12 protein-coding genes and 1 tRNA gene are annotated in these 13,579 nt (G+C 33.4%); 3 read left to right on the top strand and 10 right to left on the bottom strand.

The window, feature by feature from the left end; translation table 11 throughout:
* Positions 1-42: 42 nt before the first annotated feature.
* From QE431_RS03385 to QE431_RS03375, 3 genes are all read left to right on the top strand, one after another.
* On the top strand, positions 43-429 hold the full coding sequence (locus tag QE431_RS03385; RefSeq protein WP_307292559.1) for a hypothetical protein: 387 nt from the start codon (positions 43-45) through the stop codon (positions 427-429).
* 325 nt (positions 430-754) lie between these two features.
* Positions 755-949, top strand: a complete 195-nt coding sequence (locus QE431_RS03380; RefSeq protein ID WP_307292557.1) for a hypothetical protein — start codon at positions 755-757, stop codon at positions 947-949.
* Positions 950-1,007: 58 nt separating this feature from the next.
* The gene (locus QE431_RS03375; RefSeq protein WP_307292555.1) at positions 1,008-1,814 is read left to right on the top strand and encodes a hypothetical protein; all 807 of its coding nucleotides are present in this window, start codon (positions 1,008-1,010) and stop codon (positions 1,812-1,814) included.
* Between the two features lie 128 nt (positions 1,815-1,942).
* Here QE431_RS03375 and QE431_RS03370 read toward each other — a convergent pair.
* The 10 genes from QE431_RS03370 to mraY all read right to left on the bottom strand — a co-directional run bounded on the left by QE431_RS03370 (position 1,943) and on the right by mraY (position 13,577).
* Positions 1,943-2,016, bottom strand: a tRNA-Arg gene (locus tag QE431_RS03370).
* Between the two features lie 80 nt (positions 2,017-2,096).
* Positions 2,097-2,546: a GatB/YqeY domain-containing protein gene (locus QE431_RS03365; RefSeq protein ID WP_057117182.1), complete on the bottom strand. Its 450-nt coding sequence runs from the start codon at positions 2,544-2,546 to the stop codon at positions 2,097-2,099.
* A gap of 206 nt (positions 2,547-2,752) precedes the next feature.
* On the bottom strand, positions 2,753-4,729 hold the full coding sequence (ftsZ, locus tag QE431_RS03360; protein ID WP_307292551.1) for a cell division protein FtsZ: 1,977 nt from the start codon (positions 4,727-4,729) through the stop codon (positions 2,753-2,755).
* A gap of 86 nt (positions 4,730-4,815) precedes the next feature.
* Positions 4,816-6,225 carry a cell division protein FtsA gene (gene ftsA / locus QE431_RS03355; protein ID WP_057117184.1) on the bottom strand — a complete coding sequence of 470 codons (1,410 nt, stop codon included), beginning with the start codon at positions 6,223-6,225 and terminating at the stop codon, positions 4,816-4,818.
* 6 nt (positions 6,226-6,231) lie between these two features.
* Entirely contained in the window at positions 6,232-6,954 is a 723-nt protein-coding gene (locus tag QE431_RS03350) for a cell division protein FtsQ/DivIB (RefSeq protein WP_057117185.1), read from the bottom strand.
* Positions 6,941-8,290, bottom strand: coding sequence for a UDP-N-acetylmuramate--L-alanine ligase (gene murC / locus QE431_RS03345; protein WP_057117186.1), 1,350 nt, complete (start codon positions 8,288-8,290; stop codon positions 6,941-6,943). Before murC ends, QE431_RS03350 begins: the two co-directional genes overlap by 14 nt.
* A 202-nt stretch (positions 8,291-8,492) precedes the next feature.
* Complete coding sequence (gene murG, locus QE431_RS03340) at positions 8,493-9,578, bottom strand: undecaprenyldiphospho-muramoylpentapeptide beta-N-acetylglucosaminyltransferase (RefSeq protein WP_307292548.1); 1,086 nt, start codon at positions 9,576-9,578, stop codon at positions 8,493-8,495.
* Positions 9,579-9,620: 42 nt separating this feature from the next.
* The gene (locus QE431_RS03335; protein ID WP_057117188.1) at positions 9,621-10,931 is read right to left on the bottom strand and encodes an FtsW/RodA/SpoVE family cell cycle protein; all 1,311 of its coding nucleotides are present in this window, start codon (positions 10,929-10,931) and stop codon (positions 9,621-9,623) included.
* A 78-nt stretch (positions 10,932-11,009) separates the two neighbouring features.
* The gene (gene murD / locus QE431_RS03330; protein ID WP_307292545.1) at positions 11,010-12,341 is read right to left on the bottom strand and encodes a UDP-N-acetylmuramoyl-L-alanine--D-glutamate ligase; all 1,332 of its coding nucleotides are present in this window, start codon (positions 12,339-12,341) and stop codon (positions 11,010-11,012) included.
* Positions 12,342-13,577, bottom strand: coding sequence for a phospho-N-acetylmuramoyl-pentapeptide-transferase (mraY, locus tag QE431_RS03325; RefSeq protein WP_057117191.1), 1,236 nt, complete (start codon positions 13,575-13,577; stop codon positions 12,342-12,344).
* Between the last annotated feature and the right edge of the window lie 2 nt (positions 13,578-13,579).

Below are 13,579 nucleotides of genomic sequence, written 5' to 3'. Positions count from 1 at the left end.
AAAAATATTATTTATATTTTTGATTTACCAAAAACTAATCTTATGATACAATTAATCTGGGGAATCTTAAACATTGCGATTATACTTTATTTTATTGTTATCTGTTTTAGAGCAACTAAACTGATCCGCGATAATATAGGTACATTTGGTGCCGTAGTATTTTCTTTTGTTTTATTATCTTTCATTACAAATCCAAAAAAAGATAAAGACACTGTAAATCAAAGTTTAAGATTTGAGCCTACAGAACAAAAAAATAAAGAGCTAGATAAACCATCTCTCAACACCTATTTGTCAACAATAATAATTGACGAAGATTTAATCTCAAAAATTAATATCACTATAAAATATGATACAGAAAAAGTAATTTCAGCTACTACATACAAAACAGGATATACTATTGGTAACAACTTGGAAACCCTCTTATATTGAAATTAAAAAAATAGGCAAAAAAGATCAATGTGAATATATCGTTTCTGGTGTTAACGAATGGCAACTCGTTGGTTTTGTCTTATACTCACAACCTAAAGATTACAAAGGAATCGCCGAATTAAAAAAAGAACAGTATTAGACAAGTAAAATCGCTTCGAGTTTATTCAACAAAATACCAACAGATATATATAAAAGGACAAGAAAGATTTTTTTACCCTTTTTTTATACCAAAAAAATAGTTTACATATTTCTATAGGGCGCGGTCAATACAATTCTAAATCCAAATTTGGAGTAAAAAAATCTCTTAACATTAAAACTATAAACTATGGAAAATAAAAAACCAATATCATTTATTTTTTTGGTTATTGCCATTATTTTAGGCGTAACATTGTACAAGCAATTTGACTTTGAAACCTTTAAATTTGAGAAACCTGCACTAGCAGTTTTGTATATAATTGTTTTTGTGTTTTCTGTTATTGTTTTAATTAAAAACTTTAAAAAGAAGCGTTCTGAGAAATAAAAGTGTTTCTTTAAAACACCTCATACAACTAACTTTTTATAGAATTCAAACTACTCATTTGAAATTGAAAATAAAACTCATAATTATAATATCTTTTTTAATTAATTTATCTTGTAATCGAGATAAAAAAGAATCTATGGAGAACAAAATTCATCCAGATGATACAAGTTGCATGGAAGAATTACATCTCGCAAAAAAAGATATTTCAAATGCAAAATTAGTTTATTGTAATTATACAGGAAACATTGTTTATCATCCATTAAGAGCACAAAAGCAGATGGATAGTTTACTTCATAAATTTAAAGTTAAATTCCAAAATGAAGGCTCGCCTTGTGTTATAGAAAATAACAGAAACTATCATTGTTATTGCGAATATATGGAAGAAAAAATAGTTGAAAAATATGGCGAAAAATTCATTGATTCATTATTATTTAAAGCTGATAGTATTTATATTCTTAAGCACTTAGATGAAACCTTTTATAATGGTAGTCTAAGCGGAACTTGGGACAAACCAGCATTATTTCCAAACGATACCCATTATGATCAAACAAATCATTCTGGTTTGCAAAAAGTATTTGAAAGGATTGTAAAATATCCAAAGGACTATATTTATACAAAAGAAGCAAATTCTCTGTCTTATTTTCAAATTTATTTAGATATTGATGAAAAAGGAAAAGCAAAAATAATTGACCATCATTTTGTTTTTTGGAACGGCAAAACCAAACAAGAAAATTATAATAAAAAATATTGGGATTATTTTAAAAACATAGCTTTTTCTCTAATTGAAGGAACAACATGGATTCCTGCAAAAATCAAAAACATTAATGTAAAATCAAGAAATAACATTATTATTTATCTAAAATAAAGTATAAATTGATTTTCTAGCTTTTATCATCCTTATTAACTTTCATGTTAAGATTTATGATGATAAAAAAACAACTTAAATAATGAAAGCCTGAGCATGTATATGCTCAGGCTTTCATTATTTTAAAGTGACCGCGGAGGGGTTCGAACCCCCAACCCTCAGAGCCGAAATCTGATATTCTATCCAGTTGAACTACGCGGTCAGTTTATTTATGATTTCAGATTATAGATTTTAGATTACTGATTGGAATCTAAAATCTACATTCTAAAAATCTAAAATTAATTATGACAATAATTTTTTCACAATTGTAGAAATAGTTTTTCCTTCAGCAGTTCCGCCTAATTGTGCAGAAGCTAATCCCATAACTTTTCCCATTGATGCAATTCCAGAAGCACCTGTTTCTGCAATAATTTTAGCAATAACAGCTTCTACTTCTTCTTCGCTTAATTGAGCTGGTAAAAACTTCTCGATTACTGCAACCTGAGCCAATTCTGGTTCAGCTAAATCAGGACGATTTTGTTCTGTAAAGATTCTTGCGCTTTCTTTACGTGTTTTTACCAATTTTTGAAGTAATTTAATCTCTTCATCTTCTGATAATTCTTCTTTTGATCCAGAAGAAGTTGCTGCTAGTAACAATTCAGATTTAATAGCTCTCAATGCTTCTAATGCAACAGTATCTTTTGCTTTCATGGCCGTTTTGATCTCGTCCATGATCTTTGCTTGTAAACTCATCTTTTGTCTTTTTATTTGAATAAGCAGTGCTTATAAATTGATATTTTATATTGAAAGTTTGTTCTCGACTTCGCTCGAACTGACAATAAAATTAACTTTAAAAATCAACTTGAGAAGTCAAATTTTTAAATTCTGTGCGAAGATAAAAAAAATAACCCGAAAATTAAATCCAATTTTCGGGTCATCCTAATATTATGATGCTAAAATTAATCTACGTTATCGTGCAAAAATGAATTGTTTGAACGCAATTGTAAATCATTGTTACTGTCTGTTCCAACAGAGATTCTAGAATTAGTATTATTTGACTGTGAATTCGATAAATCAATTCCTAATCTTTTGTAAGCTGGTTCTTTTTCCAACTCGTCAATTCTAGAAACATTATTATGGAATTTATAGTTAAACTCTTTTAGTTTCTTTCTTCTTTCTTCTGCTCTTAAACGAAGTGTTTCTTCAATTGTTAATTCCATTGGAGAAACTTCAGAAGTCGTTGTAAAATCGGCTTGACTTGCAAAGTCTGTTCTTGGTTTCAAAGTAATGTTTAATTCCTCTGGAACAACATCTTCAACCACTTTTTCAACTGGTTTAGAAGTAATCAAGTCGTTTTCAACTTCCATATATTCTTCTAGAGAATATTTGATGATTCCGTTATCAGAAACTTCTGTTACCGGCACAAACTGTACAGGATCATTTACTTTTATCTCACGGGTTTCATTTGTCAATTCAAACAAAACTTTATTATCTTCAATAACTGGCTCTCTTTTTACAGGCTCTGATTTAAACAAAGGAAGATCAAAAGAAAAAGTAGTCTGCTCTTCTCTTTCAAAAACTCTTTGTTGCTGCACAGGCTGTTGCTGCACTTGCTGAACAACTGGTGTTTCTGGTGCAGAAATTGTAAAATCGATATCTGTAATTGGCGAAACAATTTCGAAAGTCACATCCAAATTTTTAATAAATTCAGACATTACCACTAACTCTTCCTGATTGATTGCTGGAGCAACAGCTTGTGGAGTTGGCGTAAATGTTTCGTCATCATCCATTAAATCAAAAACAACTTTATCTTCAGTTTTTGCTGTAGGTGTATCAACTGTTAAGTCGAAAGAAGTAAGTGGTTTACTAGTTAAATTATGAACACTTCTCTGCTCATCTTCTAACGTATGAATGATTTTTTTAGGTTCTGTATTAACAATTTCATTTTGTTGTTCTACATCAAAACCTGTAGCAATAATAGTTACTGCAATAGCTTCACCTAGAGTTTCGTCTTCACCAACTCCCATGATAATATTTGCATTGTAACCAGCCTCAGCTTGGATGTGATCGTTGATTTCTCCAATTTCATCAAGAGTAATCTCATTAGTTCCAGAAACGATAAGCAACAATACGTTTTTGGCACCTGTAATTTTATTGTCATTTAACAAAGGAGAATCCAAAGCCGAAACAATAGCGTCTTTTGCTCTGTTTTCACCTGTTGCCACAGAAGATCCCATGATAGCTGTTCCACTGTTAGCCAAAACAGTTTTTGCATCACGTAAATCGATATTTTGAGTATAGTGGTGCGTAATTACTTCGGCAATACCTCTAGAGGCAGTAGCCAAAACTTCATCCGCTTTAGAGAATCCAGCTTTAAAACCAAGATTTCCGTATACTTCTCTTAATTTGTTGTTGTTGATTACAATTAATGAATCGACTTGCTTGCGTAGTTTTTCGATTCCAATAATTGCTTGCTCTTGACGTACTTTCCCTTCAAATTGAAATGGAATGGTCACGATACCAACTGTTAGTATTTCTCTTTCTTTTGCTAATTGAGCGATTACCGGAGCAGCACCTGTTCCTGTTCCTCCACCCATACCAGCAGTAATAAATACCATCTTAGTATTTCTATCTAACATTTTTTCAATATCAGAAATACTTTCGATAGCAGACTGCTGTCCAACATCTGGGTTTGCTCCTGCTCCTAATCCTTCAGTTAAATTAACTCCTAATTGAATTTTATTTGGTACTGAACTATTTTGCAGCGCTTGTGAATCGGTATTACAAACGATAAAATCTACGCCCTTAATACCTTGCTTGAACATGTGGTTGATTGCGTTACTTCCGCCTCCGCCTACACCTATTACTTTGATTACATTTGATTGATTTTTTGGTAAATCAAATGAAATACTTCCAAATTCTGAGTTGCTCATCATCTTTTTGGTTTTTGAAATTCTTATTTAGTACATTTTTTACTTCTTGACTTGGGGCAAAAAGTAATTTCCTTCTCTTGTTATTCTAATTATTCTGCGTTGTCTAAAAATTCTTTGATTTTATCAACGTATCGATCAAAAAATGATCTTCTTATTTTATTTTCAGTAGACTCGTCTTTAGCTGCTTTATGACTCACAACTTCTCTTGTCTCTTCAATAGCTTCTACTCTCTCAACGTAGTTTTCTTCTACTTCGTATCGCTGTACTGGAGTTGGTGCATTTCTGTAAACCACTTTTGGCTGTTCATTAACCAGTTCCATTCTAACAGCACTTTGAGAACTGTTTTCAATACTGTTCATTACTAATCCAACCGCTGTTGCAAATAATGGACTAGAAATTTCTTCTCCAGAATTCCCTGCTAAATGCTCATTTGGATAACCAATTCTAGTATCCATTCCTGTAATGTATTCTACCAATTGTTTGATGTGCTTTAATTGCGCACCGCCCCCTGTTAATACAATACCAGCAATTAGTTTTTTACGAGGATCTTCGTGACCGTATGCTTTTATTTCTGCAAAAACCTGTTCTACAATTTCCACAACTCTTGCGTGAATAATTTTAGATAAGTTTTTTAATGAAATTTCTTTTGGTTCTCTTCCTCTTAAACCTGGAATCGAAACGATCTCATTATCTTTATTTTCTCCAGGCCATGCTGATCCGAATTTGATCTTTAAAAGTTCTGCTTGTTTTTCGATAATCGAACAGCCTTCTTTAATATCATCTGTAATTACATTTCCACCGAAAGGAATCACCGCTGTATGACGAATGATACCATCTTTGAAAATAGCCAAATCTGTTGTTCCGCCACCAATATCGATAAGCGCAACACCAGCTTCTTTTTCTTCTTGACTTAAAACCGCATCGGCAGAAGCTAATGGCTCTAGTGTTAAACCAGATAATTCAATTCCTGAACTCTGAATACATCTTCCAACATTTCTAATTGAAGATGCCTGCCCAACTACAACGTGAAAACTAGATTCTAATCTTCCGCCGTACATTCCGATTGGCTCTTTAATTTCAGACTGCCCGTCGATTTTAAATTCCTGCGGTAAAACATGAATAATTTCTTCTCCTGGTAACATCGCCAGTTTATTTACCTGATCGATTAGGAGCTGAATATCATTTTCACCAATAACCTCTTCTGGATTATTTCTGCTGATGTAATCAGTATGCTGTATACTTCTGATGTGCTGCCCGGCGATCCCTACAACAACATCTTTTATTTTGTAACCTGAATTATTTTCTGCTTCGATTATCGCTTGTTGAATCGATTGAATCGTCTGCGTAATGTTGTTTACTACTCCTCTGGCAACACCCAAACTTTTGGATTTACCAATGCCCAAAATCTCCAACTTACCATATTCATTTTTCTTGCCAATCATGGCAACGATTTTGGTTGTTCCAATATCTAGACCTACTGCAATGTTATCTTTTTCCATTTTCTATTATTTAGTGCAAACTACTTGTTCCGTAAACCTAAGGTCAATTTTACTGTATTTATATAACGAACTATCTAAAACTGCTTTTTGAAAAAAGGCTTTATAGTTTCTAAATTTCTTATCAACATTCATTGTTCTGCCGAAATCTATGAAGTAATCATAGTTACGATTAAACATTTTTAGGCTTCCATTCGGCATAATCTCTATTGCAATGATGTTTTTTTTCAAAAACGCATCGTCATAAATTGTGCGAAATAAAGCTGCTAAATCTTCGTTATTTTTTTTATTAATTGCCCCTGAAACAAGCGGAACTCTTGCAGTAAAATTGTCAGACAAAGGCATTTTATTACCCTCGTAATCAATATAAAAAGAAGCGTCGCCGTCATAAACTCTTGCTATGGGCGTCTTCTGTTTTACTACTGCTTTTAGAACTCCATCGATACTTACAAAAACATTTGACTTCTCAATCATCTCTTGTGTATCGAGGGTTTTCTCTATCTTATTCAAATCTACTTCATCTTTTCTAATACTTGAAGCGTCTCTTTTATTTTCTATCAACAATTTATTAACCGTTTCAGGCTTCACAAAAAGCGTATTTTCTCCTACAAAAACGACCATAGATTTTTTCAATTTTCGATCGCCATTTCGATGTTGTGCGAATGAAAATAAAAAAACTACAAGACCTAAAATAAGTACTAATCGAATATTTGTCCAATTAAATATTTTCATTTAGCATTTTTTTAATTGACGGAACCATTTCTCCTATATCACCAGCTCCAATTGTCACAATTATTGGCGCATCGCTGGCTTTGATTTCACGCAATAAATCGTTTTTTGCAACAATTTTTTTGTTCGAATTTGTCATTTTACCCAAAAGCCATTCAGATGTTACTCCTTCCATCGGAAGTTCTCTAGCTGGGTAAATATCCATTAAAAACACTTCATCAAATTTTGATAAGCTTTCGGCAAATCCATCAGCAAAATCTTTTGTTCTGCTAAATAAATGAGGCTGAAAAATGGCCAGCACTTTACGACCTGGATACAATTCCCTAACTGCCTGATGAACAGCATTTATTTCTGTCGGATGATGTGCATAATCATCAATATATACTAATTTTTCACTCTTAATTTGATACGAAAAACGTCTTCTGATTCCGTTGAATGAAGCAATGGCTTTTGCAATAGACTCGGTCGGGGTGCCAAAAGTATTAGCCATCGCAATAGCCATCAATCCATTCATTAAATTGTGTTTCCCAGGCAGCCCAAAACGTAGGTCTTTCATAATTTCTGACGGTGTCTGCACATCAAAAACATAAGCGCCATCTTCTATTCGAACATTAAAAGCCTTATATACAGCATCTTCATTTATAGCACATTGAACGCCCTCAAGAGGTAATTCTTTTGTTATGAAGAGATTGTTTTTATCTTCTACTTTTGCCGCAAATTCTCTAAAAGAATCCTCAATTGCCTCACTAGTTCCATAAATATCCAAATGATCTGCATCCATAGACGTTACACACGCGATATCCGGACGTAAATGCAAAAATGATCTGTCAAATTCATCGGCTTCAACAACAGTTACTGTTTTTCCGCTTCCAATTAGATTTGAATTATAATTTTCAACAATTCCTCCAATAAAAGCTGTAACATCAGCTCCGCTTTGAAATAAAATATGCCCCAGAATACTAGATGTTGTTGTTTTTCCGTGTGTTCCAGCAACTGCAAAACAAAATGTATCTTTACTTATAATTCCAAGAACTTCTGCACGTTTTTTAACCTCATAATGTCTTTCTATGAAATAATTCCACTCAGAATGTGTTTTTGGAACCGCCGGTGTAAAAATAACCAGTGTATTCTCTACATAATAATCGGTTGGAATTAAACTAATATTATCTTCAAAATGAATATCAATACCACTTTCAATCAATTCACTTGTCAGCATAGAAGGGGTTTTATCATAACCTGAAACTTGTTTTCCAATATATTTGAAATAACGAGCCAAGGCACTCATTCCGATTCCTCCGATACCAATAAAATAAACGTTCTGTATTTGATTTAAATTCATCTTAATTTCTTCTTTAAGTATTAAGTTTCAGGCGCTAAACCATAAACTTTATGCTTTATAATTGTGTTAAGCTTTCATCTTGGTTTTTCCTAAAAAACTAAAAACTAAGCCATTATGTTTTTATACTTATAAGAATCGAAAGTCCCCTAAAATAGCGTTCTTCTTTTCTCTTGATGTTGTATAATTTTCGCCAAAATTTATATTATAACAACTTTTTTATTTCTTCTACAATTACTTTCGTAGCATTTGGCATTGCTAATTTTTTGATATTATCACTTAATTGTTTCTGTTTTCCCTGATCTTTCAGCAGCGCTTCAAAAACAATGCTAAACTGGCTTTCCAATTCAGATTCTTTCAATAAAATTGCACCTTTTGCATCTACAATTGCCTGCGCATTTTTAGTCTGGTGATCCTCAGCTACATTTGGAGATGGAATAAAAATTACAGGTTTTCCAACAATACATAATTCTGATACTGACGAAGCTCCTGCTCGTGAAATTATTACATCTGATGCTGCATATACAAAATCCATTCTTTCAATAAAATCAACCACTTTTACATTGGGCTGATTGTATTTTTTATAATCTTCAAAATATAGTTTTCCACATTGCCAGATTACCTGAACATCCTGCGAAAGAAAATCTTGCAATTCTTTTTCAATTAACTGATTGATTCTTCTCGCTCCTAAACTACCTCCTAAAACCAACAAAGTTTTTTTATTTGTATCTAAACCATAAAACGAAATTGCTTCATCACGTTTACTGTCGATATCAATTAAATCCTGACGTACTGGATTCCCAGTTAAAACAATTTTTTCTTTCGGAAAAAAACGTTCCAAATTTTGATAGGCTACACAAATTTTATTCGCTTTTTTACTCAATAATTTATTAGTGATTCCCGGAAATGAATTCTGCTCTTGAACCACTGTCGGAATTCCTGCCGAACCAGCCGCTTGAAGTAAAGGTCCGCTGGCAAAACCACCCGTTCCTATTACTACATTTGGTTTGAATTTTTTAATAATTCTTCTTGATTCCAATAAACTGCTTGCTAGTTTAAGAGGAAACATCATATTTTGTAAAGTCAATTTTCGTTGTAAACCAGCTATCCAAAGACCTTTTATTTCGTAACCTGCCTGAGGCACTTTCTGCATTTCCATTTTATCTCTGGCACCAACAAAAAGAAATTCTGCATCAGGAAATTGTAATTTTAATTCATTTGCAATCGCAATCGCAGGATAAATATGTCCTCCTGTTCCTCCTCCGCTAAGTATGAATTTATACTTTGTCATCATTTAAAAAATTACAACGTTTTAAAAACTATTTTTTTTATTTTATTTGTTTAAAACTGCATTCATCGGATTCCTTGAATTATCTTCTATAGAATACATTTGTTCTTCTTCATATATTTCTTGAGGAACTACATCTTCTTCTGCCAATTCTTTATCAATCAATCGCTGTAACGCTTCTTTTCTTTTTTCTTTTTCCTTTTTTTCTTCGGCAATTTCTTCCTCTTTTTTCGTAACACTGATTATTATTCCCAGCGAGAAACAAGTCATCCAGATCGAACTTCCTCCACTACTTATCAATGGCAGTGTCTGTCCAGTTACGGGTAGCAGTTCAACCGCTACCGCCATATTAATCATCGCTTGGAATATCATCGGAAATCCGAGACCGACGACGACTAATTTTCCAAATAAGGTGTTTGCTTTATGAGAGGCAATCACAAATCTGAACAACAGCAATAAATACAGAAGTAATATCGAAACTCCTCCAACTAAGCCATATTCTTCAACTACAATTGCGTAAATAAAATCGGAAGATGATTGTGGAAGAAAGTTCTTTTGAACACTTTTTCCAGGTCCTAATCCGCCTAATCTACCTGAAGCAATCGCAATTTTTGCTTTTTCTATCTGATAATCATCTTCATCGGGTTTATCGGTTGTAAAGTTCATAATACGACTTTCCCACGTTGAAACCCTGCTGAAAAACCTAGAGTCTGGAAAAGCTTTGGCTACCAAAAGGAAAAATGCCAGCATTGCAATTCCTGAACCTATAATAAATCCTATATATTTTAATGGATATTTACCAATGAACGTTAGCATCATAACCATCGAAAAAATCAACGCTGTGGTCGAAAAGTTGGCTGGTAATATAAGTGCCAAAGTGATAAATACCGGAATCCAAAGTTGAATAAATGAGGTTTGAAACGGCTCATTTTCTTCTTTCTTTTTTGACAAATAACGCGCAACATAAATAAACAACACACTTGCCGCTAAAGTCGAAGTCTGAAACGTAATTCCGATAAACGGAACTTGGATCCATCGACTTGCATTTGCGCCCGCAATTACGGTTCCTTTTAATAATGTGTACAATAATAGAATCCAAACTACTGGAAGCGCTATTTTAGAAATCGCTCTAAAATAATGATACGGCACTTTGTGAACCCAGTATATAATTAGAAAACCTATACAAACGTGAGCCAAATGTTTTACCAAATAACCCAATGTATTACCGGTTCCATGACCAATATAAGCCAGATTACTACTCGCACTAAAAACAGGCATAAACGAAAATAACGCCAATAAAGCCACAAATGACCATATTACCCTATCTCCTTTTAGTTTGTTTACTAATTGCTTCATTGTTTTTAGTTTCAGGTTTCTTTTGTCTCAGGTTTCAAGTTCCTCATAACATGAAACTTGAAACTTGAAACTTTTATTCTACAAGTTGTGTACCGCTTGCTTAAATTGTTTTCCTCTGTCTTCGTAGTTTTCGAATAAATCGAAACTTGCGCAGGCTGGAGACAACAAAACTGCATCGCCTTTTTCTGTTAATCTTTGAGCCGTTTTTACTGCATCGTTCATATTGTTCACTTCAACCATAATATCAACAACGTTTCCAAAAGCATCTATAATTTTACGGTTGTCTACTCCTAAACAAATAATCGCTTTTACTTTTTCACGTACTAATGACATTAATTCATTATAATCATTTCCTTTGTCAACACCACCCACAATCCACACGGTTGGAACATTCATACTATCTAAAGCAAAGAATGTAGCATTTACATTGGTCGCTTTTGAGTCATTGATATATTGAACGTTTTGTATTTTTAATACTTTTTCTAAACGGTGCTCAACACCTTGAAAATTAGATAAACTTTCACGAATAGTTGCATTTCTAATCTGCATCAATTTCGCCACAGAGCTTGCTGCCATTGCATTTTTCATATTATGTTTTCCTTCTAACGCAATGTATTCTGTTTCCATTGTAAACTCTTCTTGGTTGATCTTTATTTCCATTTTGTTGTTATTTATAGAAGCCCCTTCATCGAATGTTTTCGTTAATGAAAAAGGAATTAATTTTGCTTTTGTTTTGTTACTCTTTAACCATTCTGTGCTTGCCTCATCATCTGCATCGTAAATGAGATAGTCACTTTCGTTTTGATTCATCGTTATTCGGAACTTCGAACTAATATAATTTTGATATTTATATTCGTATCGATCTAAATGGTCTGGACTAATATTGGTTATTATGGCAATATCTGGTCTATAATCTATTATTCCGTCTAACTGAAAACTGCTTAATTCAAGAACGTATGCATCAAATTTATTTTCGGCTACCTGCCAGGCAAAACTCTTTCCGATGTTACCGCCTAAACCGACATTTAATCCTGCCGATTTCAGCAAATGATAAGTCAGCATTGTTGTTGTTGTCTTACCGTTACTTCCAGTAATTCCTATTGTCATTGCTTCTGTAAAAGGTGCTGCAAATTCAATTTCAGAAATCACCTTAATCCCTGCTGCAACCAGCTTTTTTACTATTGGTGATTTCTCTGGAATTCCAGGGCTTTTCATTACGACATCGGCATTCAAAATCAAATCTTCTGTATGCTGTTCTTCTTCCCAAGCAATTTTATTAATGATAAGAACTTCTTTGTAACTCTCTTTTATCTTTCCAAAATCTGACACGAAAACATCGTATCCTTGTTTTTTCCCAAGGATTGCGGTTCCAACTCCACTTTCTCCTCCCCCAAGTACTACTAGCCTCATTTATCTTAATTTTAAAGTAATAATTGACAATATGGCTAACATCACTGCAACAATCCAGAAACGGGTCACGATTTTACTTTCATGATATCCTTTTTTCTGATAATGATGATGAAGCGGCGACATCAAGAAAATTCTGCGACCTTCACCAAACCTCTTTTTTGTATATTTAAAATAAGATACCTGAATAATTACTGAAGCGCTTTCTGCTAAGAAAATACCACAGAACAAAACAATCAATATTTCTTTACGGACTGCAATTGCCAAAACAGCGATAATTCCTCCAATTGTTAAACTTCCTGTATCACCCATAAAGACAGATGCGGGATATGAATTATACCAAAGAAAACCAATCAGCGCTCCAACAAATGCCGAAATAAAGACAGTCATTTCTCCCGAATTGGGGATATACATAATATTTAGATAATTCGAGAAAATAATATTTCCAGAAACAAACGTGAAGATACCGAGGGCGAGGACAGAAATGGCCGAAGTTCCTGCGGCGAGTCCATCGATTCCATCTGTTAAATTAGCTCCGTTTGAAACCGCTGTGATGATAAAAATTACAACTGGAATAAATATTAACCAAGCCCATTTTTCATATCCATCTCCCATAAACGACAAGATTTCAGCATAGTCAAATTCATTGTTTTTCACAAATGGAATTGTTGTTGCTGTTGATTTCTCTTCTACAGGTGCAGGTAATACAACAGTTGTATTTGCAGTGCTTGTTTTAAAAACATCCGTACGTCCTGTATCTGTTCTTACTGTAACAGCAGGGTTAAAATAAAGAACAGCTCCAACGATAATCCCTAAACCTACTTGTCCAATAACTTTAAAAATACCTTTAAGCCCTTGTTTATCTTTTTTGAATATTTTGATATAATCGTCTACAAAACCAATTGTTCCCATCCATAAAGTAGTTACAATAAGTAATACGATATAAATATTATGCAGTCTTGCAAACAACAAAACTGGAACTAATGTGGCAAAAATGATAATCAATCCGCCCATTGTTGGTGTACCAGCTTTTTCATTTTGACCTGCAAGACCTAGTTCACGAACAGTTTCTCCAACTTGCTGGCGTCGAAGAAAATTAATTACCCTTTTACCATAAATTGTTGATAAAAGCAATGAAAGCATAAATGCCAAAGCCGATCTAAATGTGATGTACTGAAACACTCCTGTTCCAGGTAAATCTAATGTTTTGTCAAAATATTCAAATAAATAGTATAGCATAT

The sequence above is a fragment of the Flavobacterium sp. SORGH_AS_0622 genome (assembly GCF_030818825.1).
Classification (GTDB): Bacteria; Bacteroidota; Bacteroidia; order Flavobacteriales; family Flavobacteriaceae; genus Flavobacterium.
Note: the sequence above shows the minus strand (reverse complement) of the source record. Positions and strands in the feature narration are given on the sequence as shown.

What these genes read in the sequence shown, in the direction of transcription:
- QE431_RS03385 (WP_307292559.1), top strand. Translation starts at nt 43, where the DNA reads ATGATACAATTAATCTGGGGAATCTTAAACATTGCGATTATACTTTAT.
- QE431_RS03380 (WP_307292557.1), top strand. Translation starts at nt 755, where the DNA reads ATGGAAAATAAAAAACCAATATCATTTATTTTTTTGGTTATTGCCATT.
- QE431_RS03365 (WP_057117182.1), bottom strand. Translation starts at nt 2,546, where the DNA reads ATGAGTTTACAAGCAAAGATCATGGACGAGATCAAAACGGCCATGAAA.
- ftsZ (WP_307292551.1), bottom strand. Translation starts at nt 4,729, where the DNA reads ATGATGAGCAACTCAGAATTTGGAAGTATTTCATTTGATTTACCAAAA.
- ftsA (WP_057117184.1), bottom strand. Translation starts at nt 6,225, where the DNA reads ATGGAAAAAGATAACATTGCAGTAGGTCTAGATATTGGAACAACCAAA.
- QE431_RS03350 (WP_057117185.1), bottom strand. Translation starts at nt 6,954, where the DNA reads ATGAAAATATTTAATTGGACAAATATTCGATTAGTACTTATTTTAGGT.
- murC (WP_057117186.1), bottom strand. Translation starts at nt 8,290, where the DNA reads ATGAATTTAAATCAAATACAGAACGTTTATTTTATTGGTATCGGAGGA.
- murG (WP_307292548.1), bottom strand. Translation starts at nt 9,578, where the DNA reads ATGACAAAGTATAAATTCATACTTAGCGGAGGAGGAACAGGAGGACAT.
- QE431_RS03335 (WP_057117188.1), bottom strand. Translation starts at nt 10,931, where the DNA reads ATGAAGCAATTAGTAAACAAACTAAAAGGAGATAGGGTAATATGGTCA.
- murD (WP_307292545.1), bottom strand. Translation starts at nt 12,341, where the DNA reads ATGAGGCTAGTAGTACTTGGGGGAGGAGAAAGTGGAGTTGGAACCGCA.
- mraY (WP_057117191.1), bottom strand. Translation starts at nt 13,577, where the DNA reads ATGCTATACTATTTATTTGAATATTTTGACAAAACATTAGATTTACCT.